The sequence below is a fragment of the Jannaschia pagri genome (assembly GCF_019655435.1).
In the GTDB taxonomy this organism is placed as follows: Bacteria; Pseudomonadota; Alphaproteobacteria; order Rhodobacterales; family Rhodobacteraceae; genus Jannaschia; species Jannaschia pagri.
In genome coordinates this window covers 14,416-41,084 of record NZ_BPFH01000004.1, presented here as the reverse complement: position 1 = coordinate 41,084, position 26,669 = coordinate 14,416, and the positions used below count along the sequence as shown (strand labels likewise).

At 63.1% G+C, this 26,669-nt stretch carries 32 protein-coding genes and 1 tRNA gene; 14 read left to right on the top strand and 19 right to left on the bottom strand.

Going from position 1 to position 26,669, the window contains the following annotated elements:
* Nucleotides 1-18: 18 nt before the first annotated feature.
* Entirely contained in the window at nt 19-1,152 is a 1,134-nt protein-coding gene (gene ispG, locus K5R33_RS11120) for a flavodoxin-dependent (E)-4-hydroxy-3-methylbut-2-enyl-diphosphate synthase (protein ID WP_220749124.1), read from the top strand.
* Between the two features lie 462 nt (nt 1,153-1,614).
* On the opposite strand, the gene K5R33_RS11115 is transcribed toward ispG, so the two are convergent.
* From K5R33_RS11115 to K5R33_RS11050, 14 genes are all read right to left on the bottom strand, one after another.
* Nucleotides 1,615-2,916, bottom strand: coding sequence for a branched-chain amino acid ABC transporter permease (locus K5R33_RS11115; RefSeq protein ID WP_220749123.1), 1,302 nt, complete (start codon nt 2,914-2,916; stop codon nt 1,615-1,617).
* Nucleotides 2,913-3,923: a branched-chain amino acid ABC transporter permease gene (locus K5R33_RS11110; RefSeq protein WP_220749489.1), complete on the bottom strand. Its 1,011-nt coding sequence runs from the start codon at nt 3,921-3,923 to the stop codon at nt 2,913-2,915. Before K5R33_RS11110 ends, K5R33_RS11115 begins: the two co-directional genes overlap by 4 nt.
* A complete protein-coding gene (locus K5R33_RS11105) occupies nt 3,923-4,270 on the bottom strand; it encodes an RNA-binding protein (protein WP_220749122.1) in 348 nt (115 codons plus the stop codon). Before K5R33_RS11105 ends, K5R33_RS11110 begins: the two co-directional genes overlap by 1 nt.
* Nucleotide 4,271: 1 nt before the next feature.
* Nucleotides 4,272-4,985: an ABC transporter ATP-binding protein gene (locus tag K5R33_RS11100; RefSeq protein WP_220749121.1), complete on the bottom strand. Its 714-nt coding sequence runs from the start codon at nt 4,983-4,985 to the stop codon at nt 4,272-4,274.
* Entirely contained in the window at nt 4,985-5,761 is a 777-nt protein-coding gene (locus K5R33_RS11095; protein WP_220749120.1) for an ABC transporter ATP-binding protein, read from the bottom strand. Before K5R33_RS11095 ends, K5R33_RS11100 begins: the two co-directional genes overlap by 1 nt.
* Nucleotides 5,762-5,827: 66 nt before the next feature.
* Nucleotides 5,828-7,018, bottom strand: a complete 1,191-nt coding sequence (locus K5R33_RS11090) for an ABC transporter substrate-binding protein (protein WP_220749119.1) — start codon at nt 7,016-7,018, stop codon at nt 5,828-5,830.
* A 123-nt stretch (nt 7,019-7,141) separates the two neighbouring features.
* On the bottom strand, nt 7,142-7,972 hold the full coding sequence (locus tag K5R33_RS11085) for an ATP-binding protein (RefSeq protein ID WP_220749118.1): 831 nt from the start codon (nt 7,970-7,972) through the stop codon (nt 7,142-7,144).
* Nucleotides 7,969-8,880: a twin-arginine translocase subunit TatC gene (gene tatC, locus K5R33_RS11080; protein ID WP_220749117.1), complete on the bottom strand. Its 912-nt coding sequence runs from the start codon at nt 8,878-8,880 to the stop codon at nt 7,969-7,971. Before tatC ends, K5R33_RS11085 begins: the two co-directional genes overlap by 4 nt.
* Nucleotides 8,877-9,347, bottom strand: coding sequence for a Sec-independent protein translocase protein TatB (tatB, locus tag K5R33_RS11075; RefSeq protein WP_220749116.1), 471 nt, complete (start codon nt 9,345-9,347; stop codon nt 8,877-8,879). The genes tatC and tatB overlap by 4 nt, the downstream gene beginning before the upstream one ends.
* A gap of 29 nt (nt 9,348-9,376) precedes the next feature.
* Entirely contained in the window at nt 9,377-9,607 is a 231-nt protein-coding gene (locus K5R33_RS11070; protein WP_220749115.1) for a twin-arginine translocase TatA/TatE family subunit, read from the bottom strand.
* 146 nt (nt 9,608-9,753) lie between these two features.
* Nucleotides 9,754-10,950, bottom strand: a complete 1,197-nt coding sequence (locus K5R33_RS11065; protein ID WP_220749114.1) for a LysM peptidoglycan-binding domain-containing protein — start codon at nt 10,948-10,950, stop codon at nt 9,754-9,756.
* Nucleotides 10,951-10,992: 42 nt separating this feature from the next.
* Nucleotides 10,993-11,613 carry a protein-L-isoaspartate(D-aspartate) O-methyltransferase gene (locus K5R33_RS11060; RefSeq protein ID WP_220749488.1) on the bottom strand — a complete coding sequence of 207 codons (621 nt, stop codon included), beginning with the start codon at nt 11,611-11,613 and terminating at the stop codon, nt 10,993-10,995.
* A 21-nt stretch (nt 11,614-11,634) separates the two neighbouring features.
* Nucleotides 11,635-12,429 (bottom strand): 5'/3'-nucleotidase SurE, encoded by a 795-nt coding sequence (surE, locus tag K5R33_RS11055; protein WP_220749113.1) that lies wholly within the window; start codon nt 12,427-12,429, stop codon nt 11,635-11,637.
* 46 nt (nt 12,430-12,475) lie between these two features.
* A complete protein-coding gene (locus K5R33_RS11050) occupies nt 12,476-13,258 on the bottom strand; it encodes an enoyl-CoA hydratase (RefSeq protein ID WP_220749112.1) in 783 nt (260 codons plus the stop codon).
* Nucleotides 13,259-13,309: 51 nt separating this feature from the next.
* On the opposite strand from K5R33_RS11050, the gene K5R33_RS11045 reads away from it, so the two are divergent.
* Complete coding sequence (locus K5R33_RS11045) at nt 13,310-13,771, top strand: PaaI family thioesterase (RefSeq protein WP_220749111.1); 462 nt, start codon at nt 13,310-13,312, stop codon at nt 13,769-13,771.
* A gap of 133 nt (nt 13,772-13,904) precedes the next feature.
* Here K5R33_RS11045 and K5R33_RS11040 read toward each other — a convergent pair whose 3' ends face one another.
* Nucleotides 13,905-14,132 carry a DUF1127 domain-containing protein gene (locus K5R33_RS11040; RefSeq protein ID WP_220749110.1) on the bottom strand — a complete coding sequence of 76 codons (228 nt, stop codon included), beginning with the start codon at nt 14,130-14,132 and terminating at the stop codon, nt 13,905-13,907.
* 117 nt (nt 14,133-14,249) lie between these two features.
* On the opposite strand from K5R33_RS11040, the gene K5R33_RS11035 reads away from it, so the two are divergent.
* The 10 genes from K5R33_RS11035 (at nt 14,250) to K5R33_RS10990 (ending at nt 22,035) form a co-directional block, all read left to right on the top strand.
* A complete protein-coding gene (locus tag K5R33_RS11035) occupies nt 14,250-15,683 on the top strand; it encodes an aminotransferase-like domain-containing protein (protein WP_220749109.1) in 1,434 nt (477 codons plus the stop codon).
* A gap of 158 nt (nt 15,684-15,841) precedes the next feature.
* Entirely contained in the window at nt 15,842-16,300 is a 459-nt protein-coding gene (rplM, locus tag K5R33_RS11030; RefSeq protein ID WP_220749108.1) for a 50S ribosomal protein L13, read from the top strand.
* A gap of 4 nt (nt 16,301-16,304) precedes the next feature.
* On the top strand, nt 16,305-16,817 hold the full coding sequence (gene rpsI / locus K5R33_RS11025; protein WP_220749107.1) for a 30S ribosomal protein S9: 513 nt from the start codon (nt 16,305-16,307) through the stop codon (nt 16,815-16,817).
* 79 nt (nt 16,818-16,896) lie between these two features.
* The gene (locus K5R33_RS11020) at nt 16,897-17,403 is read left to right on the top strand and encodes a hypothetical protein (protein WP_220749106.1); all 507 of its coding nucleotides are present in this window, start codon (nt 16,897-16,899) and stop codon (nt 17,401-17,403) included.
* Nucleotides 17,404-17,718: 315 nt separating this feature from the next.
* A complete protein-coding gene (locus K5R33_RS11015; protein WP_220749105.1) occupies nt 17,719-18,225 on the top strand; it encodes an FkbM family methyltransferase in 507 nt (168 codons plus the stop codon).
* 37 nt (nt 18,226-18,262) lie between these two features.
* Entirely contained in the window at nt 18,263-18,640 is a 378-nt protein-coding gene (locus tag K5R33_RS11010; RefSeq protein ID WP_220749104.1) for a hypothetical protein, read from the top strand.
* Between the two features lie 62 nt (nt 18,641-18,702).
* Nucleotides 18,703-19,572 (top strand): ABC transporter permease, encoded by an 870-nt coding sequence (locus K5R33_RS11005; protein ID WP_220749103.1) that lies wholly within the window; start codon nt 18,703-18,705, stop codon nt 19,570-19,572.
* Between the two features lies 1 nt (nt 19,573).
* Nucleotides 19,574-20,371, top strand: coding sequence for an ABC transporter permease (locus tag K5R33_RS11000; RefSeq protein ID WP_220749102.1), 798 nt, complete (start codon nt 19,574-19,576; stop codon nt 20,369-20,371).
* The gene (locus tag K5R33_RS10995) at nt 20,368-21,444 is read left to right on the top strand and encodes an ABC transporter ATP-binding protein (RefSeq protein ID WP_255576330.1); all 1,077 of its coding nucleotides are present in this window, start codon (nt 20,368-20,370) and stop codon (nt 21,442-21,444) included. The genes K5R33_RS11000 and K5R33_RS10995 overlap by 4 nt, the downstream gene beginning before the upstream one ends.
* A gap of 129 nt (nt 21,445-21,573) precedes the next feature.
* Nucleotides 21,574-22,035 (top strand): SH3 domain-containing protein, encoded by a 462-nt coding sequence (locus tag K5R33_RS10990; protein ID WP_220749100.1) that lies wholly within the window; start codon nt 21,574-21,576, stop codon nt 22,033-22,035.
* 201 nt (nt 22,036-22,236) lie between these two features.
* Here the strand turns inward: K5R33_RS10990 and rnd are convergent, their stop codons facing one another.
* From rnd to K5R33_RS10970, 4 genes are all read right to left on the bottom strand, one after another.
* The gene (gene rnd, locus K5R33_RS10985; RefSeq protein WP_220749487.1) at nt 22,237-23,397 is read right to left on the bottom strand and encodes a ribonuclease D; all 1,161 of its coding nucleotides are present in this window, start codon (nt 23,395-23,397) and stop codon (nt 22,237-22,239) included.
* A gap of 75 nt (nt 23,398-23,472) precedes the next feature.
* A complete protein-coding gene (gene purN, locus K5R33_RS10980; RefSeq protein ID WP_255576328.1) occupies nt 23,473-24,078 on the bottom strand; it encodes a phosphoribosylglycinamide formyltransferase in 606 nt (201 codons plus the stop codon).
* Entirely contained in the window at nt 24,075-25,124 is a 1,050-nt protein-coding gene (gene purM, locus K5R33_RS10975; protein WP_220749099.1) for a phosphoribosylformylglycinamidine cyclo-ligase, read from the bottom strand. Before purM ends, purN begins: the two co-directional genes overlap by 4 nt.
* Nucleotides 25,125-25,158: 34 nt before the next feature.
* Nucleotides 25,159-25,587 carry an ABZJ_00895 family protein gene (locus K5R33_RS10970; protein ID WP_220749098.1) on the bottom strand — a complete coding sequence of 143 codons (429 nt, stop codon included), beginning with the start codon at nt 25,585-25,587 and terminating at the stop codon, nt 25,159-25,161.
* A gap of 56 nt (nt 25,588-25,643) precedes the next feature.
* On the opposite strand from K5R33_RS10970, the gene K5R33_RS10965 reads away from it, so the two are divergent.
* Nucleotides 25,644-25,720: transfer RNA gene (locus K5R33_RS10965), tRNA-Ile, on the top strand.
* Nucleotides 25,721-26,050: 330 nt separating this feature from the next.
* On the top strand, nt 26,051-26,245 hold the full coding sequence (locus K5R33_RS10960) for a hypothetical protein (RefSeq protein WP_220749097.1): 195 nt from the start codon (nt 26,051-26,053) through the stop codon (nt 26,243-26,245).
* Nucleotides 26,246-26,669: the final 424 nt, after the last annotated feature.

Sequence of the window (26,669 nt, the reverse complement as noted above, 5' to 3'; positions counted from 1 at the left end):
TAACGTCAGAGGCCGCCCATGTCCCTTCACGCCATTCGCCCTTGGCGCCAGATTGATCGCCGTCCGTCGCGTCAGATCATGGTGGGCAATGTGCCCGTGGGCGGCGACGCGCCGATCTCTGTCCAGACGATGACGAACACGTTGACCACCGATGTGGCCGCCACCGTCGCACAGGTCCAAGCCGCCGCCGAAGCGGGCGCCGACATCGTGCGTGTCTCCGTCCCGGACGAGGCGTCGTCCAAAGCGCTCAAAGAGATCGTCGCCGAGAGCCCGGTGCCCATCGTCGCGGATATCCACTTCCACTACAAACGGGGGATCGAGGCGGCGGAGGCAGGCGCCGCCTGTCTGCGGATCAACCCAGGCAATATCGGCAGTGCGGACCGCGTCAAAGAGGTGATTCAGGCGGCACGGGACCACAAGTGCTCCATCCGCATTGGCGTGAATGCGGGGTCCTTGGAAAAGCATCTACTTGAAAAATATGGGGAACCCTGCCCCGATGCGATGATCGAGAGCGGGTTGGACCATATCCGCATCCTGCAAGACAACGACTTTCACGAATTCAAGATTTCCTGCAAGGCGAGCGATGTCTTCATGTCCGCCGCCGCCTATCAGGGCCTGGCCGAGGCCACGGACGCGCCGATCCACCTAGGCATCACCGAGGCGGGCGGCCTGACCTCAGGAACGATCAAATCAGCCATTGGGTTGGGCAACCTGTTGTGGATGGGGATCGGCGATACCATGCGCGTCAGCCTATCCGCCGATCCGGTGGAAGAGGTGAAAGTCGGGTTTGAGATCCTCAAGTCGCTCGGCTTGCGCCATCGGGGCGTAAACATCATCTCCTGCCCATCCTGCGCGCGTCAGGGCTTCGACGTTATCAAAACAGTCGAAACCCTTGAGAAACGGCTGGAGCACATCAAAACGCCCATGAGCCTGTCGATCATCGGCTGCGTCGTGAATGGCCCGGGCGAGGCGCTTATGACCGACGTGGGCTTCACCGGCGGCGGAAACGGGTCGGGCATGATCTATCTGGCGGGCAAGCAGAGCCACAAGATGAGCAATGATCAGATGGTCGATCACATCGTGGAACAAGTCGAGAAGAAGGCTGAGGAATTGGAAGCCGCCGGGGCCGCGGAACAGACGGCGGCCGAATAGGGCTTAACTGTTTTTGACGGCAGGCGTTGGCAAATTCCGCGCCCGTCCCCGACCCGTGGCTTTGGACCGTTTCGTGGTGTGCTTTGCCCAGAGGCCACTGTTCCGAGGCCTATCGATGACTTCGCTTGTCGACTTGCCCGACGACGTTGTCTTTGCGGCTCCCGCCCGACGAACACGCTGCACACTTCGAACCAGATTCTCGCCTTCGACGGCCACCGAAATCGCCATGGCTTCCGCGCCCAGACGGACCTGCTCTTCCCGTGAAAGTGCACGATACTCATCAAAAGTCATGGCGATCAAACTCCTGTTGCCCCGCCAACGCCCGTCTGTTGCGTCAGAGTTGGAGCAGCCTTCAACGCCCCTACAATCTGCTATAGCCGCTCTTCTGAGACACCGTACACTTCGGTCACTTCGGTCGTGATGATCTCAATCGGGACTCCTCTGCTGCGACAGACGCTCACCTTACCGCTCCGGGATCAACCCGCGCGGGGAAAAACGCAGCACGAGCAATAGGATAATCCCCATGGTCAGCAGGCGCATATGTGCCGCCGCCTCCAGCAAATGCGCCTTGAGCCAGGATCCATCCGCCATTCCGGAGGTGATCGCTTCCATCAGCATGGCGCCAATCGGCTCCACCTGGACCCAAAGCCACCACACAAGAAAGCCACCAAGGACCGCGCCCCAGTTGTTCCCGGACCCGCCGACAATCACCATGACCCACACCAAGAAGGTATAGCGCAGCGGCTGATAGGTGCCCGGCGTCAACTGGCCATCCAGGGTCGTCATCATGGCGCCTGCCAGACCGCAAACCGCCGACCCGAGGACAAAGATCTGCAAATGGCGCCGCGTGACGTCCTTACCCATGGCCTCGGCGGCGGTCTCGTTGTCTCGGATCGCCCGCATCATGCGCCCCCAAGGCGACGCAAGGGCCGCCTGCGCCAACCAAAGCAGGATCGCCAGGACCAGGAGGAACAACGCCGTATACCCGAGTTTGACAGTGATCGAGGACGCCGTCACGGGATCGAACCCCCAAGCCGTCATTCGAGCCACGAACGCCTCAGAATTCTGGAGGTCGATTTCATAGGGAACGGGGCGCGGCAGACCGATGACGTTCTTAACGCCCCGCGCCAACCAGTCCTCATTCTTCAGGATGGCGATCACGATCTCGGCGATGCCCAGCGTTGCAATGGCCAGATAATCCGACCGCAGGCCCAAGGCCGTCTTGCCGATCACCCAGGCCGCCCCTGCCGCCAGCAGACCGCCCACCGGCCAAGACAGGACAACCGGCAGGCCAAGCCCGCCCAGATACCCCGTCACAGCCGGATTAACGGCCTCCACCGCCTGCACTCCACCGTCGAATACACTGCGGAAGACAAAGAACCCGATCAACAGAATGCCAGCAACAGCCAGGCCACGAAACCGCGTCAGACGCGCCCAAGCCAAAATCGCAGCCGTCACCGTGGCCGCGCCCAGGACCAGCCCCGCCAAAAGCCGAATGCCGCCCTGGGCCCAGGCCTCACCGACCGGGGGCATCGACACCAAGACGGCGCCTAGGCCGCCCAAGGCGACGAACCCCATGATGCCCACGTTGAACAGCCCGGCGTAGCCCCATTGCATATTCACGCCGAGCGCCATGATCGCCGAGATCAGCCCCATGTTGAGGATTGTCAGCGTCACGTTCCAGGATTGGGCAAACCCCGTTCCGATGAACAGAACCGCGACAAACGCAAACAGGGCAAGATCAATGGGGCGTAGCGTGCTCATACCGATTTCCCCGCAAACAGGCCCGTAGGTCGGAACAGAAGAACGATCAGCAGGATCACAAAACTGACCGCGAATTTGTAATCGGTGCTGAGCAATTGTACGAGGCTCGCCGGCTCCCACGCCTCGGGCAGCAAGTAGCCCAGCACTTTCTTGAGTGGATAGGTGATCGTGACTTCGGCGAAGGCGATCACAAAGCCGCCCGCGATGGCGCCCAGGGGCGACCCCAGCCCACCGACAATGGCCGCCGCAAAGATCGGCAGCAGCAGTTGAAAGTACGTGAACGGTTTGAAAGACTTGTCCAAGCCATAGAGCGTCCCCGCAATCGTCGCCAGGGCCGCCACGATCAGCCAGGTGATGACGACCACCCGTTCCGGATTGATGCCGGACAGCAAGGCCAGGTCCTCATTGTCGCTGAAGGCCCGCATGGATTTCCCAGTTCGGGTCTTGTTCAGGAACCAGAACAAAGCCGCCACAACGATCACCGCGACGACGACGGTGATCACTTGCGTCGTGCGAATGGCCAGCCCCTCGTCCAAGCCGGTGAGGGTGCGGAAGTCCCGCGCGGAAATCAGGAAGCGCTCGCCATCGGCAAAGCGCTGGTCATCCGGCCCAATGATGAACCGCACCAGGCCGTTCATCACGAACATCACGCCCAGCGAGGCGATGACGAAGGTCACAGGCACTGCCTTTGCTCGCCGGTAGAAGCGGTAAACCAACCTGTCGGTCCCGAGCATCAGCGCAGCGGTGACCGCAATGCCCACGGGCAAGGCCAGCAGCGCTGTGGGCAAGGGTCCGAACCCAATTCCAATCGATTGCAGGCCCCAGGTCGTCAGAATGACGGCCATGGTCCCAAAGGCCATGGTGTCCCCGTGGGCAAAGTTGGAGAACCGCAAGATCCCGTAGATCAGCGTCACCCCGAGCGCCCCGAGCGCCAGCTGCGCTCCGTAGGACACTGCGGGGACGATGACGAAGTTGCCAAGGACAACCAAGGCGTTCAGCAGATCGATCATTCAGCGCCCTCACAGGTCCCGAAATAGGTAATGACCGCTGGACCAGCCATATGGATTGAGGCCCGCGCAGCGCCGTCTTCGGCGCGGGTAAACAGGATCGTCATCCCCTGCCCTTCGGCCACCAGGCGCCCGTCGACCCTGGCGACGATGTCCAAATCTCCGAACTCCGTCGCGATGGCCTCCTCAGAGACATCGACCGAGAACGTACTGTCCATGCAGGTCTCGTCTTCCAAACACTCGGTCTGAAATGTGCAGATTTGCGCCGAGGCTGGGCTCGCAATCGATGCCAGTAGCCCGGCGGCGCCGACGGCCAAAAGGCCCCTATGCCATGGATGACCGATCATCTTAGCCCCCTAGAAAACTGCGGCGAACCTGCTCGTCCGCCAGCAAGTCCTTGCCCGTGCCCGTATGCGCGTTCCGCCCCTGCACCAGCACGTAACCCTTGTCTGCGATCTCCAGCGCTTGCCGGGCGTTCTGCTCCACCATCAGGATAGAAATCCCTGTCCGGGCCACCTCGATGATGCGATCGAACAGCTCATCCATGACAATGGGGGAGACACCCGCTGTCGGCTCGTCCAGCATCAAAACCGACGGCTGGGTCATCAGGGCACGGCCCACCGCCACCTGCTGCCGCTGACCACCGGACAACTCGCCCGCCGGTTGCAGCCGCTTTTCCTTCAAGATTGGGAACAGGTCATACACCTGAGCCATCGTGTCCGAAAAATCGTCGCGCCGGATGAAAGCGCCCATCTCCAGGTTTTCCTCGACGGTCATGGAGGTGAAGATGTTCGACGTCTGCGGCACGAAGCCCATGCCCTTGCCGACGCGCGCCTGGGGGGTCAGCGCCGTGATGTCCTCCCCATTCAGGCGGACCGAGCCCTTGCGCAGGGTCAGCATCCCGAACACGGCCTTCATACCAGTCGATTTGCCAGCGCCATTTGGGCCGACGATCACGGCGATCTCACCGGGGTCTACGGCGATTGTGCAGTCATGCAGGATGTCCGGCCCGGCCCCATAGCCGCCGGTCATCGCCTCGCCAATCAGGAACGGGGCGCCCATCACGCGCTCTCTTTGTTTTTGAGACCGGTGCCCAGATAGGCCTCGATCACCTGTTCGTTGGCCTTGATGTCGGCCAGGGATCCTTCGGCCAGGACGCGGCCCTCGGCCATACAGATGACGTGGTCGCTGATCTTCCCAATGAAATCCATGTCGTGCTCAATCACCACAAAGGTGTAGTTCCGTTCCGCGTTTAGGCGCAGGATCGCGTCGCCAATCGTGTTGAGAAGCGTCCGGTTCACGCCAGCGCCCACCTCATCCAGGAAGACGATCTTGGCATCCACCATCATGGTGCGCCCCAACTCCAGCAGCTTCTTTTGCCCGCCGGACACCTGACCCGCCCGCTGGTCCGCAAGATGAGAAATCGTCAAGAACTCCAACACCTCGTCGGCCTTTGCGCGCAGCGCCCGTTCTTCGTCGGCGATCCGCTTGCGTCCAAACCATGTGTTCCACAGGGTCTCACCCGATTGACCGCCGGGCACCATCATCAGGTTTTCCCGACAGGTCATGGAGCTGAACTCATGGGCGATCTGAAACGTCCGCAATAGGCCTTTGTGAAAGAGCGCGTGGGGCAGCAAGCCCGTGATATCTTCGCCCGCCATGGTCACGCGACCGGACGTGGGTTTAAGAACACCCGCGATCACATTGAAAAGTGTCGTTTTTCCCGCACCATTTGGACCAATCAAACCGGTGATCGACCTGGCCTCGATCCGTAAGGAGGCGCCGTCGACAGCCCGGAAGCCACCGAAATGGCGGTGAAGGTCCTCGACCTCGATCATGCGTGATGTCCTTTGAATGACGCGGCCCCACAACATAGGGGCCGCGCATGGCATCGAAAGGCTGCCTTAGCGGAAGCCGACCACCTGCAACTCGCCACCGTCAAAGGTCACTTCGCGGTAGTTCCCGGCGGATTCGCCCGGTCCGATCAATTCCACGGCCGAGGCACCGACGTAGTCGATGTCGCCCCCGTCCAATAGGATTTGCAGCGCCTTGCCCAATTCGCCTGGCAGGATCGGCTCACCGGGCGCATTGGCCACGTCCATGACAGCATCCTTATAAGCCGCCGGATCGGTGGAGCCTGCGGCCTGCATGGCCAACATGATCAGCGCGGCGGCGTCATAGGCCTCTGCCGAGAACGGGGACGTCCCGTCATAATCTGCGGCGGTCGCCATCTCCTGATAGAGCATGGCGCCTGGGCTGTCGGTGCCAGGGTTCTGCCCCGTGGAGCCGTCGATTTCATCGCCGAAGTTATCGACCAGCGCCTGGGAAATCATGCCGTCTGGGAAGTGGAAGGTGTCGAAGGCCCCCGAGTCGAGCGCCGCGCGCACAATGCCGGAGCCGCCCTGATCCACGTAGCCGGCCACGACGAGGCGGTCTCCGCCAGCAGCCGACAGCGCGCCCACCTCGGCGGAGTAATCGGCTTTCCCGTCCTCATGGGCCGCGGAAATCGTCACCTCACCACCGGCGGCCTCGTAAGCGGCTTGGAAGCTGTCGGCGAGGCCCTTGCCATAGTCGTTGTTCGTGTAGGTCACGGCAACGGACTCGATCCCCTGTTCCATCAGGATCTCGGTCATGATGACCCCCTGACGGGCATCGGACGGGGCCGTGCGGAAGAACAGGCCGTTGTCCTCTGCGGTAGACAGGCCGGGCGACGTGGCCGACGGCGAAATGATCACGGTCCCATTGGGCACAGCCACGTTCTGTAGAATGGCACCTGTCACGCCTGAGCAATCTGCCCCCACGATCCCCGACACGCCGTCACCCGTGATGAGCCGTTCTGCGGCAGAGGTGGCCGCGGCGGCGTCAATACAGGTGCTGTCCCCGCGCACGGGCTCGACCGTCAAACCGTCCAGCAGCAGACCCGAGGCGGAGACCTCGGCCATCGCCATCTCCGCACCCGCAGCCATCTGGGGGGCCAGCGATTCCAGCGGCCCCGTGAACCCGAGGATCACACCAAGTTTGATCGGCGAATGCCCGTCAGCGTAGGCAGCGGTCGATGCCAAGACGGCAGCAGAGGCCAGTAGCAGCTTTTTCATTCTGATTCTCCCTGTTTGGCGGCCCTGTCACGGACCGTTCCACCGGGACGGTAGGATGATGCTCAGCCGTTGAAAAGGGATGCAGCCGGTTTCCCTTGGGCTCCCTGCACAGATTTCAGGCAGTCAAACGGAAATGCCGTGTCGGCCCGCAAGGTCAGTAAAGAATTGCCAGGCCACACGACCAGACCGGCTGCCACGCGTCGCCTGCCATTCGATTGCTTCGGCACGCAGGGTGTCGCCGTCGATCACCAGATCATGGGCATCGCAGTAGCCTTGGATCATCGCCAGATAGCTGTCCTGATCGCAGGCGTGGAACCCTAGCCACAAGCCGAACCGGTCCGACAGCGAGACCTTCTCCTCAACGGCTTCCGCAGGGTTGATGGCACTGCCCCGTTCGTTTTCGATCATATCGCGGGGCATTAAGTGGCGACGGTTGGAGGTCGCATAAAAGATCACGTTGTCGGGGCGCCCCTCGATACCCCCATCCAGCACGGCCTTCAGCGATTTATACGCCGCGTCATCGTGGCTGAAGCTGAGATCGTCGCAGTAAAGCACAAAGCGGTGGGGCGCCGCCCGCAGCAGCGCAAGCAGGCGACCGACGGTCTGAATGTCTTCGCGCTGCAATTCGACGAGCTTCAGGCCCGTTGCTTCAAGTTCGCCGTGTATCGCCTTCACAAGGCTCGATTTTCCCATCCCGCGCGCACCCCACAGCAGGGCGTTATTTGCGGGCAAACCCTGGGCGAACCGTCGCGTATTGTCGAGCAGCGTGTCCCGCGCCCGGTCAATCCCAAGCAAAAGGTCCAGCGCGATCCGATTGACCTCTGGCACCGGCACCAGACGATCCGGCGCCGTGTCCCACACATAGGCAGAGGCATCCCAGGCCGGGGCGGGTTGTGGGAGCGGAGCAAGGCGGTCGAGGGCGTCTGCGATCCGCTCCAACGCGGCGTCATTCAAAGCTCTTCGTCCTCGTCCAGAAGGCCCTCGGCCCGCATCCGCTTCAGTCGCCGCTTCTCGATTATCGACACGAGGAAGATCGAAATCTCATACAGGCCATAGACCACCGTAAACAGGATGACCTGCGTGATCACATCCGGCGGCGTGACCAAGGCGGCCAGCAGCAAGATGCCGACAACGGCGTATTTCCGCACGGTGCCCAGCCCCTCGGCAGAGACCAACCCGGCAACGCCCATCAGCGACAACAGGACCGGAAGTTGGAAGCACAACCCAAAGGCCACGATCATCTTAAGCGTGATATCCAGGGACTCATTGACCTTACCGTCGAAGACGATGTCGATCCCTTCATCCACCGGCGGGGCCAAGGCACCGGGCGTGGCGGGCAATTCGGGCACCGTGATGATGACGCCGTCCGGCACTTCGGTCGGAATGGCCTGGACGATCACCTCACGCACATCGGCGAACCCCAGGAAGAACTGCATCGCCAAGGGCACAACGATGAAATGCGCAAAGGCCGCGCCCAGGGTAAACAGGACCGGTGACGAGATAAGAAACGGCAGGAAGGCCTTCTTCTCGTTTTTATAAAGACCCGGGGCGACGAAGCGCCAAAGCTGATGGGCGATCACGGGGAAGGCCACGACCAGCCCGGCGACGACGGACACGCGGATCTGGGTAAAGAAGTACTCCTGCGGGGCGGTGTACTGCATCCGGGGGTTCGGATCCCCCAGCGCGCGCATGGTGTCTTCGATGGGCCCGAGCAGAAAGGCCAAGATCTCCTGCGCGAAGGCAAAACAGGCGATCATCGCCACCAGGAACGCCGCGACGGAGCGGATCAGCCGCGTCCGAAGCTCCGCCAGGTGTTCGATCAAGGGGGCAGAGCTGTCTTCGATGTCGTCGCGGGTCGTCATGCCTTCTTGCTTTCAGGGGCCGGTGCCACCGGATCGGGCAGCAACTCTGGCTCGGCGGAGGCCTCAGCTGCCTCAGCCGCTTCGCGGGCCTTCCGTTCCTCGGTCATACGCGCAGCATTTTCGGCGATCTTTTCCTTGGCGGCGGCCCGTTTCTCGGCCAAGTCGCGGGTGTTCGGGCCGGTCGTGTCGTCCGGCGTCCACTTGGTCAGATCGTCGGTCGCTTCCTTGATCTTATCCATGCCGAACTGCTTGGGGTTTGCAGCCTTCCGCAGGTCCCCCGCGATATCACCCACGCCGCTATCATCGGCGGCTTGGTTCATGGCGGACTGAAACTCGCGCGCCATGCGCCGCGCTTTGCCCATGAATTCACCGGCCGCACGGAACATGCGCGGCAGGTCCTTGGGGCCCACCACGATCAGCGCCACGACGCCCACCACGAGCATCTCGCTCCAACCGATATCAAACATGGCTCAGCCCTCCGGGGCCGTGCGAGGGATCAGGCTTTGTCTTTGTCGGTCGTCTCGGGCGTGACATCCCGCGCGGCCGCGCCGTCGGCCAGGGCCGGATCGTTGTCGTCGTCCTTGGAGCCGTCGCTGACGCCCTTCTTGAACGCAGTGATTCCCTTGCCCACTTCGCCCATGAGCGAAGAAATCTTGCCACGTCCAAACAGAACCAGCACGACGACGGCGATGAGCAGCAGGCCAGGCAGGCCAATATTGTTCAGCATCTCGATAACACTCCCATAAACAGACCCCTCCGGGGCCTTGTCGCATTTCCCTGCGCTCTACTTACGCATTGCCCGGCGGATGTGAAAGCGTCCGCAGGGTTTTTTCCGCTGCATAGGGTCGTGACAGATGGTCCAAACGTCGGGGGTCAGCGCAGAAGCGGCTCCGGATCGACGGCATCGAAGCCGCGCCGCACCTCGAAGTGCAAGAACGCCGGGTCGCCGCCACCGACGCTGGCCAGACGTTGGCCTGCGCGGATGCTGTCGCCCTTTTGGACCTGGATATCCTTGATATTCGCGTAAACCGTCAGCAGGCCACCGTCGTGGCGCAACACCAGGATGGGCACCTGATCCGTATCGCGCGTGATGGCCGCAACTTCGCCCGAGGCGGCGGCAACCACCGCGCTGCCTTCGGAGGCGCGGAAATCCACCCCTTCATTCCGGGAAGAAAACGGTCGCAACACCTCGCCCGAGACGGGACGGCGCAGGCGGTTCGGCTCCGCGCTCGTGTCGGGGGTCGAGGCCGCGACCGGCTCCGGCTCGGCCTCTGGTGTGGCGTCGGCGGTGGCTTCGGTTCGGAACTGGTCCAGGTTCGGGCTCTCCGGCAGCGCGACCTCCTCAACCGTTTCGGGCAAAGCCGAGCTGGCGGATGGAGGCACCGGCGTTTCCGTTCCGCTGCCAGGCACGGGCGCCGCAATTTCGGACGCACCATCGTCGCCAATGACCAGCGGGATCAACAGGAACTGTCCCTCACGGACGCGCAAATCGCTGTCGAGGCCGTTCCATTCCGCCAAGCTGGACGGGCTGACCCCATAGAGGCGCGAGATCGAGAACGCGGTCTCGCCCCGCGCAACCCGGTGGCGCACGGGCTCCTGACCGGTCTGCACAGCTACCGGAGCCGCCGCCGGCGTCGCCCCATCGGCGCGGTCAATCGCGGCGCCTGCGATCTGTGTGATGTCCGGACGGGTTGCCCCGCCCCCTGCCCCGGGCGTGATCCGGCGCGGCATGGCCAGGACCGCATCGCGGTTCAGTTCCGACTGGGGCGCCAGCCCATTGAAGCGCGCCAATTCGTCCGCTGAGATTCCGATCCGGGCGGCCACATCCGCGACGGTATCGCCGCGCCGGGCCACAGCCACCTGATAGTTCGGGTATGTGATCAACCCATTGCCATCGGGGCGCGGTCGATCCGCCGCCGCTTGCCGCGCCGCACTGGAGGTGTCGAGCCCCCCAGGCGCATTGTTCCGCAAATCTAGATCGAGGTTTTGCAAGGCACCATTGCACCCCGTCAGGAGCGCTGTCGCGACCCAAAGGCCTGCCCAGCGTGTCACACCCATCCGTCTGGACATCCCTGTCCCTCCGTCCTGCCCATCTGCGGGTCGACGCGGTCTTCAGCCGTGTTCAACCCCTTCCACCAGCGGCACAAAGCGCACCGGCATGTTCAAATCCTCATAGTCGTAGCCAGACGCCGTCCGCGTGACGATGACAAGCTGCTGCATGTGGTCGGATACGCCCACAGGCACCACCATGCTACCCCCCTCTCGCAACTGTGCCAACAGCGGGCCGGGCGGGTCCTCGGCGGCGGCTGTCACAAGGATGCGGTCGAAGGGCGCCTGCTCCGGCAGCCCGTGGCTGCCATCGCCCGAGATGACGGTGATATTGGTCAGACCCAGGCGCACATGCGTCTCGGTTGCGATGCGCGCCAGGGCGCGGTGACGCTCCACCGTGTAGATGCGGCGGCCCAGGTGAGACAGGATCGCGGCCTGGTAGCCGGTGCCCGTCCCTACCTCTAGCACCTTATCCCGAGGCTGCACGTTCAGCGCCTGGGTCATGCGCCCGACAACCGACGGCTGGCTGATGGTCTGGCCACTGGCAATCGGCAGGGGCACGTCCTCATAGGCCCGCGCCTTAAACGTGTCGGAGACGTAGTCGCCCCGGTCCGTCCGCTCCATCGCCGTCAGAACACGCGGCTCCGTCACCCCGCGCGAGCGCAGGGTCACAAGCATCCGCATGGTGTCTTCGGGCGTCACAGGTCAGTCCTGGTAATCGGGCATCACAGCCCGAAGATCTTCCAAGGCCGCGCGGTCGGTCAGGTCGCAGCGCATGGGCGTGACCGAGACCCATCCATCCACGTTCGCGCGCACATCCGTGCCGGGGGCCGTCCGCTCACCCTGGGCCGATCCGCTGATCCAGAGGTATTTGCGCCCCGAGGGTGAGGTCTGTGGATGGACACCCATACGGCCGTCGCCGCGGTACCCTTGGGCCACGGCCGCGAACCCCTTGACCTTGGCCGAGGGAACGGGCGGAAAATTCACATTATAGAAGAGCTTATAGTCGGACCCGCCCCAGGGCGCCGCATCCAAAAGCTCTTGCACGAGGGCCGCGCCATGGCCGCGCGATGCCTCAAACGGATCGGCCAAATCGACGTTCAAAGGACCGTAAAACTGCGACAGGGCAATGGCCGGCAGGCCCTGCAAAGCGGCCTCCATCGCGGCGCCGATGGTGCCGGAATAGACCGTGTTCTCGGCGGCATTGTTGCCCCGGTTGACCCCCGACAGAACCAGATCGATGGGACCGTCCACGATCTCTCCAATCCCGGCGAGGACGCAATCTGCCGGGCTGCCTTCGATGGCGAAACGGCGCTCCGCCAGTTTGGTCATCATCGACGGCTTAACATAGTTGATGCAATGGCCGACGCCCGACTGCTCAAAGGCCGGTGCGACGGTCCAAACCTCGCCACTAGGCCCCGCGACCGCCTCGGCGATCTCGGTCAGCGCCACCAAACCGGGGGCCGCTATGCCGTCATCATTGGTAATAAGAATACGCATACCCACTGCCCCCTTGCCGTCAGGGCCTTGTGCGGGGTGCGTCGCGTCATGTCCAGCGGGGCGGGCGCTTTTCCAAGAAAGCCTGTATCCCCTCCGCCGTATCGGCGTCGGCGAGATTGGCCACCATCGCATCCCGGGTCAGCGCATAGGCGGCGTCGAGGGGACGCTCCAGCTGTGCATAAAATGCCGCCTTTCCGATGCGCTGCGCCGCCGCCAGCTTGCTTGCCACCGTCTCCGCCAATGCGCGGGTTTCCGCCACTAGCTGGTCTGCGGGCACCGCTCGATTGATCAAACCGACCTCTGTCGCGCGGGACGCCGTCAGAAACGCACCCGTCGTTAACATCTCCATCGCCTGTTTTCGCGGCACGTTGCGCGAAAGCGCGACCATCGGCGTAGAACAGAAGAGACCGATGTTCACGCCGTTGACCCCAAACCGCACATCCTCGGCGGCGATTGCCATGTCACAGGTTGCAACCAACTGGCATCCGGCGGCTGTGGCGAGGCCCTGCACCTGGGCGATCACGGGTTGGGGCAGATCCCGGATTTGGGCCATGACGGCGGTGCAACGGTCGAACAGATCCCCGAAGGCCGCGGCCCCGCCGTCTTCGGCTTGGCGCATGGCTTGCATCTGGCGCAGATTATGGCCCGCGCAGAAGGCCCGCCCCTCGGCGGCCAGAACGACGGCGCGGCTGTCGCTGTCGCCCACCTCGGCCAGGGTGGTCGACAGAGCGGCCAGCATCTCATCGGAGAGCGCGTTCAACGTCCCCGGATCGTTCAAGGTCAACGTTGTGATGCCGTCCGAGTCGTCACGTAACAAAATGTCGGTCATTGCGATCCCCCTCACCCGCCGCAAAACTGCGGAGCGGTTGGAGGGAATGCAATGGTCAATACAACGCTCGCCATGGATGCGGCCTCGCTTGAGCGATTTCTCGATGCGGAGTTCTTGCAGGTGGCCGAGGATTTCACGCTGGATGAGGTCACGGTGGACCGCCTAGTGGTCCGCTTGCGCGTGTCGGACAAACATCTGAGGCCGGGCGGGACCGTCTCTGGCCCGTCGATGTTTGCCCTGGCCGATGTGAGTGTCTACCTGGCGATCCTGTCGCGGATCGGGCCCGTTGCCTTGGCGGTCACGACCAATTGTTCCATCGACTTCATGCGCAAACCTGCGGCGGGCGCGGATATTCTGTGCCATGTCCGCCTGCTGAAGCTGGGACGGGTTCTGGCCGTGGGGGAGTGTTTGCTTTTCTCCGAAGGCAATACCGCCCCCGTGGCGCGCGCCAGTCTGACCTATTCCATCCCGGCCCGTGACGCTGCGGTGGCGTCAAACACCGCCAAGATCTGACGACGGTGGGATAGTTCACGAAGATTGTGCCCAGGACCCTGCGACCTGACGCAAGGCGCGTGGCGGTCAAAAAAAAGAGGCCGGATCCTCTCGGATATCCGGCCTTAGTGGGGAAGAGATCAGGAATGGGGCGTCAGGCCACCCAGAACGGCTTGCCAACCTCGTGCAGTACTTCTGCTGTGGTCAGGCCAATGTCGGGATAGCGGTTTGGATCCATGTCACGCAGCGCCTGGCGGGTCTTTGCGCGCATCTCCCAGACGGACACGGTCACCGCGAGGGTCATCAAAGCCTGGCTGAGCGGCGAGGCCGGGGCAGCAGCATGGGCGTTGAGGGCGGGATGGTCGAAGGCGAGGGAGGTCATGACATGTGTCCTTTCGAGTGTAACCTTTAGGCTGTGGATTGCATTGATACAATTTTTCGGCTAGGCCGTGAGATAGAGATACAATTCGTCGTCACACAAAACCAGCGATACATTGTCATGGGTACAATAACGGAATCGAATATCATCCAAGTCGACTTCGGTGGCGATGACCGCCCCAAATATGTCGTGGTCGAAAGCGCCGTGCGTGCGGCGATCGCCCGGGGCGACCTGACACCGGGCACGCGCTTGCCGCCGGTACGTGACCTCGCGTGGCGGATCGGCGTCACACCGGGCACCATCGCACGCGCTTACGCGCGCTTGACCGACAGCGGCGAGTTGGAGGCCCAGGTGGGGCGCGGAACCTTTGTGGCAGAACCCTCGGGACCGGCCCCGATTTATCGGGAGTTTCAGGCGCTCGAAGTGGATTCGACCCCGCACAATACCGGCGGCGATGTCTATGAAGTCAATCTGCTGTCCCCGCACCTGCCATCGGTCGGGCAGGCGCGCCTCATCCGTGACCTGCTAAAGGAGGTGGCCGAAGATCCGCCCTCGGGCATGATGCATTATCCCAGCTTTGCCAGCGAACGCCCCGCGCGGGCGGCGGCCGCGCAATTCCTGTCCCATCCGTCACTGGGCCCGGTTGAGGCCGATGACATCGCCCTGACCCACGGCGGGCAACACGGGATCGCCATGGTGATGCAATCGGTCCTGACCGGGCGGCGCCCCGTCGTTCTGGTGGAGGAACTGACCTACCCCGGTTTTCGCCGCATGGCCGAGACGATGCGTGCCGAGGTGGTGCCGATTGCCATGGATTCGGACGGACTTCGCCCCGATGCCCTTGAGGCGGCCGCCCGCCAGGTGGACGCGCAACTTCTTTGTACGTCGCCCGAAGTGCACAATCCCACGGCCCGTGTCACACCCGAGGCCCGGCGGCGCGAGATTGTAGCGGTCGCGCGGGAAACCAACCTGCAGATCCTGGAAGACGATTGCTACCGGATGGAGCCGGGTCCCCTGCCCAGTTATCGCTTGCTGGCGCCGGAACGGACTTGGCACATCGCCTCCATCGCAAAGACGATCACGCCAGCCCTGCGGTTGGGCTTTGCCATTGCGCCATCTGGACGGCAGGTCGCGCTGCGCCGCGCGGCGGAATACAATTCCTTTGGCATGGCAACGCCACTGAGCGATCTGATGGCGCGTTTGCTGGTCCACCCCGATCTGCCGGAGTTGATGGATGAGACTCGGCGCATGGTCAGCACCTATGCCGAAGCCGCCGCAGACATCCTGTCGGGCTATGACCTTGTGTGGCGGCAGGACGTCTCGTTCCTGTGGCTGACCTTGCCCGTGGGGTGGCGGGCCTCGGCCTTTTGTCGCGCGGCGGAGGCCGCGGGCGTCAAGCTGCGCGCGGCTGAGGAATATGCAGGGCGCGACACCAACGCCCCCCATGCGGTGCGCTTTGCAATCAACGCGGGCGTCAGCCTCGACAGCTTTCGCAGCGCGATCCGACGCCTGAAAGAGTTGCTGGACAATCCTCAGGGTGGTTTGGACGTCTAAGTATATGGGGTAAAATAATACCTTATAATTAAGCAGCTGTAATCTCTTTATTTTCGCAGATCGCGCGCCGTTGACCCGGCGCATGAACTCTATATAAGCCGCGCATCCGGGGGCGATGCCCTCTTGTTTCCACATACGATCAGATAGGATTGGGACCCGTGAAAACCTTCACCATGACCCCCGACCAGATCGACAAGAAGTGGATCCTGATCGACGCCGAAGGCGTGGTTCTGGGTCGCCTCGCCTCGATCATCGCCATGCGCCTGCGCGGCAAGCACAAGGCCACCTTCACGCCGTCCATGGACATGGGCGACAATGTCATCGTCATCAACGCCGACAAGGTGCAACTGACCGGCAAGAAGCGTGACAAGGAAAACTACTGGCACACCGGCTATCCGGGCGGGATCAAGTCGCGCACGACCGGCCAGATCCTGGAAGGCAAGTACCCCGAGCGGGTCGTCACCCAGGCCGTCAAGCGGATGCTGCCGGGCAACAAGCTGTCCCGCACGCAAATGACCAACCTGCGCGTCTATGCCGGTGCCGAGCACCCGCATGAGGCCCAGTCCCCCGAAGTGCTGGACGTTAAGTCCATGAACTCCAAGAACACGCGGAGCTGATCGCATGGCCGAACAACTCAACTCCCTCGAAGATCTCAAGGGCGCCGTCGACACCTCGGCCGCCGCGCCTGCCGCTGGCGAAGAGATCCTGCTGGACACCTCTGCGCCGCGCGAGCCCGTGCGCGACGAGCTGGGCCGCTCCTACGCCACCGGCAAGCGGAAGGACGCGGTCGCCCGCGTTTGGATCAAGCCCGGATCCGGGAAGGTCACGGTCAACGGCAAGGACATCAACAAGTACTTCGCCCGCCCCGTGCTCCAGATGATCCTGAAGCAGCCGTTCCAGATCACCGACCGCGAAGGTCAGTTCGACGTCATGGCCACGGTCAAGGGCGGCGGTCTGTCTGGCCAAGCTGGTGCGGTAAAGCACGGCGTGTCCAAGGCTCTGCAACTCTACGAGCCCGGCCTGCGCTCCGCCCTGAAGGCGGCTGGCTTCCTGACCCGCGACAGCCGTGTGGTCGAGCGGAAGAAGTACGGTAAGGCGAAGGCACGTAAGTCCTTCCAGTTCTCGAAGCGTTAAGCTACAAAACATGGTGTGGGGCTGCCCCCGTGGCGGCCCCCAACAATGTACCGACCTAGAAGCGGACAGAGCAGGCACCATGACTTCCGACGATTTGACACCCAATCCGTATCGCCGACGGCTTTTGGCAGCGATGGCAGTCGCGCCGATGTTGGCGGCATGTAACACCGTTGCCGGGTCCTCCAGCGATGACGGCGACCGTATCCTGACCGATGCCTTTGACGGGCGCTACCGTGTGGTAGTCAACAGGCTGCGCAACGGGCTGGAGCCCGACGGCTCGACCCCCTCCTTGCGTCGCTTGGCAACCCTGACCCTCGGCACCCAACGCGGTGAGATGTCGTTGCTGGCTGTCGACGATCTGACCGCAGGCGAAAACTACACCGATTTCCAAGGGTTCTTTTCCGTGGGTGGTCGGCTGCGCATGTCCATGACCGCTGGTTTCCTGACCAACAGTGTTGGTCAGTCTTCGCTGTCTGTGGACGAGATCGTTGGCAACACCCTGTTGCGCGGCGAGACGATCACCGTGCAACCCCGTGGGTTCGGCGAAAACTATACGCCAGTGATGACCATACGCTTTCTCGGCTGACCCAGCGCCTTACCCGGCGCTGGTGCCTTTTCTTGCGGGTGTTATCCTGTAGAACCGGCACACCGTGGTGTTGCCGGAGAGAGAGTTTTTGCCAGTTTTTGGGTAGTCCGTCGTCCGAGACGAGAAGTATCGCCGCGCTCTGGACTGTCAGACGGGTGTGTTTCAGCTGTTTGATATGGTCCTCGCCCAACACAATGCCGGGCCAAGCCGAAGCCAATTGAGACAAGATGTCTTTGCCCTCATGCAAACGGGGTTCAAGCGGGGCGGCTACTTTGTGGAGTTCGGCGCCACCGACGGTGTCACGCTGTCCAACACATGGCTGCTGGAGATGTCCTTTGGCTGGTCGGGGATCTTGGCGGACCCGCGCAGCTGTGGCACGCAGACCTCCGAAACAACCGAGCGGCGGCGATCGACACGGATTGCGTGTGGTCGGAGACGGGCGCCTCGCTTGAATTCGTGAGCCCGCGCGACGCAGGGTCGGAGTTCGGATCGATTGCGACCTTTGCGGACCGGACCCTGTCACCGCGCAAAAAGCTCCGCAGTGACCGGTATAAGGTCACCACGGTTTCTTTGAACGATCTGTTGGACCGGCACGATGCGCCAGAGGTCATCGATTACATGTCTATCGACACCGAGGGGAGCGAGTTGGACATCTTACGGGCCTTCGACTTTGGGCCGCGCAAGATCCGCGTCATGACGGTGGAGCACAACTACACCCCCGCGCGGGAACAGATCCATGATCTCTTGGCGGCGCAGGGCTACACCCGCGTCTTGGAAAAAGCATCGGCCTTCGATGATTGGTATGTCCTAGGCGACGGATAACGGCTCCGAGTCGCGCGCGCCGCCTGCACGCCGTTTGATGGCTTGCCCCCGGCCCCACGGGCGCGGCACACTCTGGCCCATGTATGTCTTTTCGCGCATTGCGCTCTTCCTGGTGGCCGTCTGCGGCTGGGCGGTGCTCTTCTTTGGGGGGTGGATCGCTTATCGCGGGGTCGTGCTCTATGCGGCGGACCCGGTGCTCATGGGAACGGGCGGCGGCCTGGCGGTCGGCGGCCTGTTGGTCGTGGCCTTGACCGTTGGCGCGCGGGCGCAGGTCGACACGGCGCGGGACACCCACGCCATGCGCGCCCTGATGGAAAGCGGCACCCGGCCGGGGCCGGACCAAACACCGCCCGCCGTTGCGGCGGCGCCGCGTCAGGACCGTGCAGAACCGACCCTGGGGCGCCGGAAACCATAGCGAAGACCGCCAACGGGGCTTGCCCCCCGGAAGCCCTCGCGCCATCGTCCCCAGACGGGTCGATGGGGGTGCCGTTGGATCAAGACACGAAACGCGGGCTGACTCTGATTGCGCCGCCCCTGGTCTATGCCTTAGCCCTTTTGGCGGGGCCCCTACTGGCCGTCCTCGTGTTCAGCTTTTGGACACAAGACTACCTGACCATCGACCGCACGCCGACCCTGGCCAACTACGCCGAGGCGCTGACCGACCCGATTTATCGCACGATCATGGGGCGCAGCATCGCCATTTCGGGCGTGGTCACCATCGTCACGGTGATCCTGGCCTTCCCGGTCGCCTATTACGTCAGCTTTCACGTCCGACCCGACCGCAAGAGCCTCTGGCTGTTTTTGATCACCATTCCGTTCTGGACCAGCTATCTTCTGCGGATCTTCCTGTGGAAAGTGATGCTGGGGTTCAATGGGGTCATCAACTCCGCTTTGACGGGGCTGGGCCTGATCGACGCGCCTCTGACCTTCCTGCTCTATAATGCGAACGCGGTGGTGCTGACGCTGTCCCATGCGTTTGCCCCCTTTGCGATTCTGCCGATCTTTGTGGCGCTCGAAAAAATCGACCGCAGCTTGTTGGAGGCCGCGCGTGACCTGGGTGAGACGGCCGTGACGACCTTTCTTCGGGTCACCCTGCCCTTGGCCATGCCAGGCGTGATTGCAGCGCTGTTGATTGTTTTCATCCCAACGGTGGGCGACTACGTCACCCCCGCCGAAGTGGGTGGCCCCGGCGGGCTGATGATTGCCAATCTGATCCAGGCCCATTTCGGGGGGCTTAACAACGCCCCAATGGGGGCCACGCTGGCGATCCTGGCCATGGGGATCGTGACGATCATCGCCCTAGCCACGGTCTTGATCGCACGGAAGCTGTCGGGTGGGGCGCGCTGAGATGTTGCGGGCCTATGTCATTCTGTTTCTGGCGTTTCTGTATGCGCCGATCCTGTTGTTACCGGTCTTCGCCTTCAATGACGGGACAGTGATCGCCTTTCCCTTAGACGGCTTCACGACCAAGTGGTTCGCCGAACTTTGGACCAATGACGAGTTGCACGCGGCGCTGATGAACTCCCTGTTCGTGGCGGGAACCTCGTCGGTCCTGGCGGTCCTCCTCGGATTGGCGGCGGCGCGGGCGAACATCCGGTATCGCTTCCCAGCCAAGGCGGCGGCCATGGGCCTGATCATGCTGCCGCTCGTTCTGCCGGAAATCATCGTCGGTGTTTCACTGCTGGTGGTGGCGGTGCGGATGCTAGGGCTGGATCTGTCGCTCTGGACGGTGGTCGCCGCCCATGTCTTGATCTGCACGCCCTTCGCCATCGCGATCCTGAACGCCAGCTTTCAGTCGCTGGATCCCAGCCTGGAAGAAGCCGCCATCGACCTGGGCTGTTCGCGGGCGGAAACCTTTCGCCTCATCACCCTGCCCCTTGTCATGCCTGGGATTGTCGCGGCCCTCCTGATCAGTTTCACCATCTCGCTGGACGAGTTCATCATCGCCTTTTTCCTGACGGGATCCGACCCCACGCTGCCGGTCTACATCTGGTCTCTCTTGCGGTTCCCGCGACTGATCCCGGTCGTCATGGCCTTGGGCACTATCCTCATGATCGTCTCCATCGGGATCCTCGTCCTGGCGGAATGGAACCGCCGCCGGGGCCTGGCCCGAACCGGCGCCAAAGACAGCGGAGGGTTCCTGTGACCGACGCCCCCCTCATCCGCCTGCGCGGCCTGCAAAAATACTACGGCGATTACCACGCCCTGCGCGGGATCGACCTGGACATTGAACGCGGGGAGTTCTTTTCGCTGCTCGGCCCATCGGGCTGCGGCAAGACCACGCTTTTGCGCGTGATCGCGGGCTTCGAAGATGTCTCCGAAGGGACGGTCGTCTTGGCCGGAGAGGAGATGACGCGGGTGGCGCCGAACAAGCGTCCCACCAACATGGTGTTCCAGTCCTATGCCATCTTCCCCCATCTGAGCGTTGGGCAAAACGTAGGCTTCGGATTGCGAAAGCGCCGGGATCTGACGGCAGATGCAAAGGATGGGCTGATTGCCGAGGCCTTAGCCATGGTCGGCCTGGATGGCTATGCCGACCGCGCCGCCCACGCCCTATCGGGTGGTCAGAGACAACGGGTGGCTCTGGCCCGCGCGCTGGTTCTGAAACCTAAGGTCCTGTTGTTGGACGAACCCCTCAGCGCCCTCGACAAAAAGATGCGCGAACACATGCAGGTGGAGTTAATCCGTCTCCAACGGCAGGTGGGCATCACCTTTATTCTGGTGACGCATGATCAGGAGGAAGCGCTGGTCATGTCGGACCGCATCGCGGTGATGTTCGAGGGCGGCGTCGCTCAAATCGCCGAAGCCGAAGACCTATACCGCCGCCCGAACAGCCGCCGTGTGGCGGAATTCATCGGGACCATGAACTTTTTGCCCGCCACCGTTACGGGCGATCGCGTGTCCGTACCGGGCCTGGGCGAGGTGCCCCTGGCCGCCGTGCAGGCCACGGCGACGACCGATGGGGAGACGGTCGTTGGGTTCCGGCCCGAAACGGCCACGCTGTTGTTCGACGGCCAAGCCGATACCGACCACGTCGCCTCGGGGCATGTGGCCGAAGTCGTCTACTATGGCGACATGACCTACTACGACGTGGCCCTGTCTGGAACGGAGGCAACCGTCCGCTTGTCCATGCGGAATGTCTTTGGCCGTCCCGTCCTGGAGATCGGCGCAGCAGCGCGGGTTGCCTGGTCGCCCGGCGCATTGGTCTTGTTCCGGTAGCGGCCAAGCCCTTGGTCGCGCAGCTGTCACAGGTGTGGCTCTGACCGACTGGTAGGGCTCGTTTCACCTTGAACGGCGTGACAGGCGACGGCACGGTCCCACCAACGCCCCCAACTGCCCGGAGACCCCATGCGCCGCCTTGCCTTGCTTGCCGCCCTGATCCTGCTTCCCGGAACAGCCCTGGCCCAGGGGTTGGTCGTCGCCGAGTCCGACGAAGGGTACCTGAACCTACGCGCGGGTCCTGGGACACAGCATGAGGTGCTGCGCCGCTTGTCCCCGGGTGACAGGGTGTCCGTCGAGGAGGAGTTGGGGACCTGGGCGCGCGTACGCCTGCCTTCGGGGGAGCGCGGTTGGGCCTCTCTCAGGTATCTGGAGCGCCGGGCCGAACCCGTTGGCGGGCCATTGTTCGTGGCCCAGACCGGCGAGGGCTACCTGAACCTTCGGCGCGGGCCTGGCACGCAACATGATGTTCTTAGGCGGATGTATCCCGGTGATCGCCTGGACGAACTTGCCCGCGACGGGGCCTGGGTGCGCGTGCGCCATGTTTCTGGCGCTGAAGGGTGGGCCTATGGGGTGCACCTGCGGCCCTGAGGGGCGCAAAGGTAAAGGCTGTCTCAGGACGAGCGCGAGCATCCACGGAAGTCCACACAAACCCAAATTGGTCGCGCAATAGCACCAGAAGACCTTTCGCTTGAAAGGTCTTTCCCGTGTTTTTGGTAAAAACACGCGGCGAGCCTGCGGGGGAGTTTTCCTAAAACTCCAGAAAGGCTCTTTCACAAAGAGCCTTTGACGTCAGGACAGTTCCACGATCCGCACGTCTTGCCCTTCGCAGGCCAGGGCGATCTCACCCTCACACAGGCGGAGGGCATCGGCGCCAAAGACCTTACGCCGCCAGCCCCGTGTCCAATCCCCATCCCGCTGACCGGACGCGATGTCATCCAGGTCGGCCGCCGTCGCGATCAGCTTTTGGGCCACACCGGCCTGCTCCGCCTTGGCTTTCAACAACACCCGTAGCAGGTCGGCCAAGGCCCCATTGATCTGGTCCCGGGTTCGGGGCTTGGGCGGGATCGGCATTGCTTCGCGCGGCGTGGCAAGACCATCGGCAACGGCCTGGAGAATACCATCGGCGATGGCGCCCTTGCGCGCTTCCCGCAGCAGAAGCCGCGCCTTGCCCAACTCACCCAAGTCCTTCGGCTTGTTGGCGACCAACTCCAGCAGGGCGTCATCCTTGAACACGCGCGATCTGGGCACGTTGTGGGTTTGCGCGTAATGCTCCCGGAAGGCTGCCAACTCGCGCGCCACGGCCAGGTAGCGCGGAGAGGGATTGCGCATCTTCAGGCGCGCATAGGCCTCGCGCGGCTCCACCCGATAGGTGGCAGGGTCGCGCAGCACATCCATTTCTTCCTCAACCCAAGCGGTGCGGCCCGAGCGCGCCAGTTCCTGGGAGAGATATTCGTAGATCACCCGCAAGTGGGTCACATCCGCCAGCGCATATTTCTTCTGCGCGTCTGACAGGGGCCGGCGGGACCAATCCGTGAACCGGCTGGATTTATCTACCTGGGACTTGGCGACCTTGCGGACCAGCGTTTCATAGCCGACCTGCTCGCCAAAGCCGCAGACCATGGCCGCGACCTGCGTGTCGAACAACGGCGCGGGGATCACATCGCCGTCGATGGCAAAGATTTCAAGGTCTTGGCGTGCGGCGTGAAAGACTTTGATCACGCCAGGATCCATGAACAGATCATAGAGCGGCTGAAGGTCCAGCCCTTCGACAAGCGGGTCTACCAACACGGCATCTGTCTCACCATCACCGGCAAAGGCCAGTTGGATCAGGCACAATTTGGAGTAATAGGTTCGCTCGCGCAGAAACTCCGTATCAACCGTGACATAGGCCGTCTTGGCTGCGGCAGCACAGAAGGCAGCGAGGTCCTCGGTTGTCGTGATCGTCGTGATGTCAGAAGAAATAGGAGGACCCCTTCGCCTAGCGTGCTTTCTGGTGTAGCCCAGGTCCGCCCTTAGGAAAAGACGTCATGTCAAGGTCAGCGGATCGGTACATCCAGCGGCGAACCGACGCAGAACCGCCGGATAGAGCCGATGCTCCTGCACCAACACGCGGGCGGCCAGGGTCTCTGCGTCGTCGTCTGGTAGGATCGGCACCCGCGCTTGGCCCAGGATAGGGCCATCGTCCAACTCGGCGGTCACCTCGTGGACGGTGCATCCCGCCTCCGCATCACCCGCCGCAATGGCGCGTCCGTGGGTGTTGAGGCCACGGTACTTCGGCAGAAGCGAGGGGTGGATGTTCAACATCCTGCCCCGCCACCCATCGACGAATGGCGCGGTCAAGATCCGCATGAACCCCGCCAAGCAGACGATATCGGGAGCCGATTGAATCAGGCGTGCCTGCAAGGCCGCCTCAAACGCCGCGCGGTCCTTGCCGAACGGGCGGTGATCCACCGCAGCCGTCTCGATCCCCAGGTCCGCAGCCCGGCGCAGCCCCGCCGCCGTCGGGTCGTTGGACGCCACAAGAACGGGACGTGCGGGGTGATCCCCGGCCATATCCTCCACGAGGCGCAGCATGTTAGAGCCACCGCCCGAAATCAGGATCGCCACGCGTTTGTGGTCGTCCCTGCTCACCAGGTGAGGGTTCCTGTGTAGGTGACGCCGGTCCCCTGCGTGACCGTGCCAAGGCGCGCGACAGTCTCGCCCGCCTCGGTCAAGCGGTTCGTCAGGGCCTCTGCCCGACTCGCTGAGCAGGCCACAACCATCCCGACGCCGCAGTTGAAGGTCTTCAGCATCTCTGCGTCAGACACACCGCCTTCGCGCGCCAACCATCCAAAGACCGGGTTCGGTCGCCAGGTCCCCAGATCGATGGTTGCGCCAAGGCCCTCGGGCAGGACACGGGGCAGGTTCTCCGTCAGACCGCCGCCCGTGATATGGGCCAACGCCGTTACGCCGCCCGCCCGGACCGCGTCCAGGGCTGACAGCACATAAAGCCGCGTCGGCGTCAGCAAGGCGGCCCCCAACGGACCCTCGGTGAAAGGCGCAGGATCTTGCCACGACAAGCCCGCCCGTTCCACGACGCGGCGCACCAAGGAAAACCCGTTGGAGTGGACCCCATCCGACGCCAGACCAAGCAAGACGTCCCCTTCGGCGACATCGGCAGGCAAGGCAGCGCCCCGTTCCATTGCACCAACGGCGAACCCGGCCAGGTCAAAGTCCCCTGCCCCATACATGCCCGGCATTTCGGCCGTCTCGCCCCCGATCAAGGCGCAACCCGACGCCTTGCAGCCCGCAGCGATCCCCTCGATCACCGAAGCGGCCGCCTCGGTCTCCAACTTGCCGGTCGCGAAGTAGTCGAGGAAAAACAGCGGCTCGGCGCCCTGACAAACCAAGTCGTTGACGCACATGGCCACAAGGTCGATCCCCACCGTGCCCAGGTGCCCCGTGTCGATGGCGAGGCGCAGCTTGGTCCCGACACCGTCCGTCGCGCCGACAAGGATCGGATCCTCGTAGCCCGCTGCCTTGAGATCAAAGAGCGCGCCGAACCCGCCGAGGCCCGCCATCGTTCCGGGCCGCTCCGTCGCCTTAGCCGCCGGTTTGATGCGATCGACCAAGGCATTGCCCGCGTCAATATCTACGCCCGCATCCGCATAGGTCAGGCCGTTTTTGCCCTCGGTCATCTGCGCCCCCATGGTTGGTGGCCGCGCCCTAGCATCAGGTCCGCGGACCGGCAACCGCGCCCTTGGCCCCCATGGTCAGGAACAGGCGATTGATGACGATCGCCGCCAGCGTCACCCCAGCGATAATCACGGCCACCAGGGCAATGATCTCGGGCGTGTGATTGGCCCGCGCGATGACCACCGGCACGATCAGCATCTGGAGCGCGAGGTACACGAGGCCAGCCACCCCCGCCCAGCGCCAAGCGGTTCGATTGTCGGGGACGGAGCCGCGATCCCGCCCCCAGACCTGCCCCACGTGCAGCGCGGCAATCATCGGCGGAATGATCGACGCCGCCCCGCTCGGCAGCGAATACCCCGTAAAGATCCGGAGCGAGATGTTGACCGCACCGATCCCGACCATAACCGCCGCAGATACGGCAAGGTAGCGTCCCAGATAGGGTGTGCGCGGGGAATCTAGGGGCATGGGCGTCTCCGACTTGACCACAGGGGGCGGTCTGCTATCGCTCGTTACACCGTTGGGGGCCTGTAGCTCAATTGGTTAGAGCAGAGCGCTCATAACGCTTTGGTTGCGGGTTCAAGTCCTGCCGGGCCTACCACATTTTTAAAACCGACGCCCCGGTCGGCCCCGTTCACGCGGTCTGCACGCTGCGCTACGCCTTCCGGTTTTGGATCATCTTGCGGCCCTCCCGACATGCCGTTCGCCGGTTAACCCTTTGGTAACGATCCCTTGGCAAGACTACGGTACGAGACGTCTGGCCCCGTTTGCCGCTGTGTTGGTTTTGTGTGCATGTGTTCCGACTGAACCTGTTTCGGTCGTGCCGGCGGCAGTGGGGCCGGCGGATCTATCGATTGTTCAGACCCATCTGGAAGCAAGTCTAAGGGACCCGGAAAGCCTTCGGTTTCGGCACGCCGAGGGGTTTCGCACCGTGACGGGCGATCGCATCGTCTGCGGTGAATACAATGCCAAGAACGGCTTTGGCGGCTATGTTGGCTACCAGCCCTACTACGTCCGTCTGCGTCAGGATCAGGTCGCCGCAGCCTACTTCGGGAGCAGTCTTGCTCGACTGGGATGCGAGCGGGCCCGGTTGGGTGAAATCAACGTTCCGCGGGCTGCCTCTTAGGGTGACGAGCCGGGGATCACTGGTCTGTCCGAGACGCATATCAATTGGGCGGCTCGTCTTCGCGGGAGCCGGTGCATTGGACGTCCCAGGCATCTGTTAGGAACCGAACGGTTCGAATCCGGGCTTTCAGAGCTTTGTGCGCTGACGAGGCTTGGGCGCAGGCTGTACCGGTTGATTTGGCATATTTGAGGAACATCGAAACGGGGATATTCATCACTACGGGAGACGAACGCTTGTCAAACGGTGTTGATTTGATCGGTCGCGGGCGTGTTCAGGTCGTCGGTACCGCGCGGCGGTTGGATCGGGTCTCGCTTGGTGTTGGTAGGTTGCGAGGGCCGCCATCTCGCAATTGATCTGGCTTTGCCGGTAGGTCTGTTTGGGCCTCTGCCCGCTCGCCGCTGGCGATGCCGCCTATCGGAGCGAC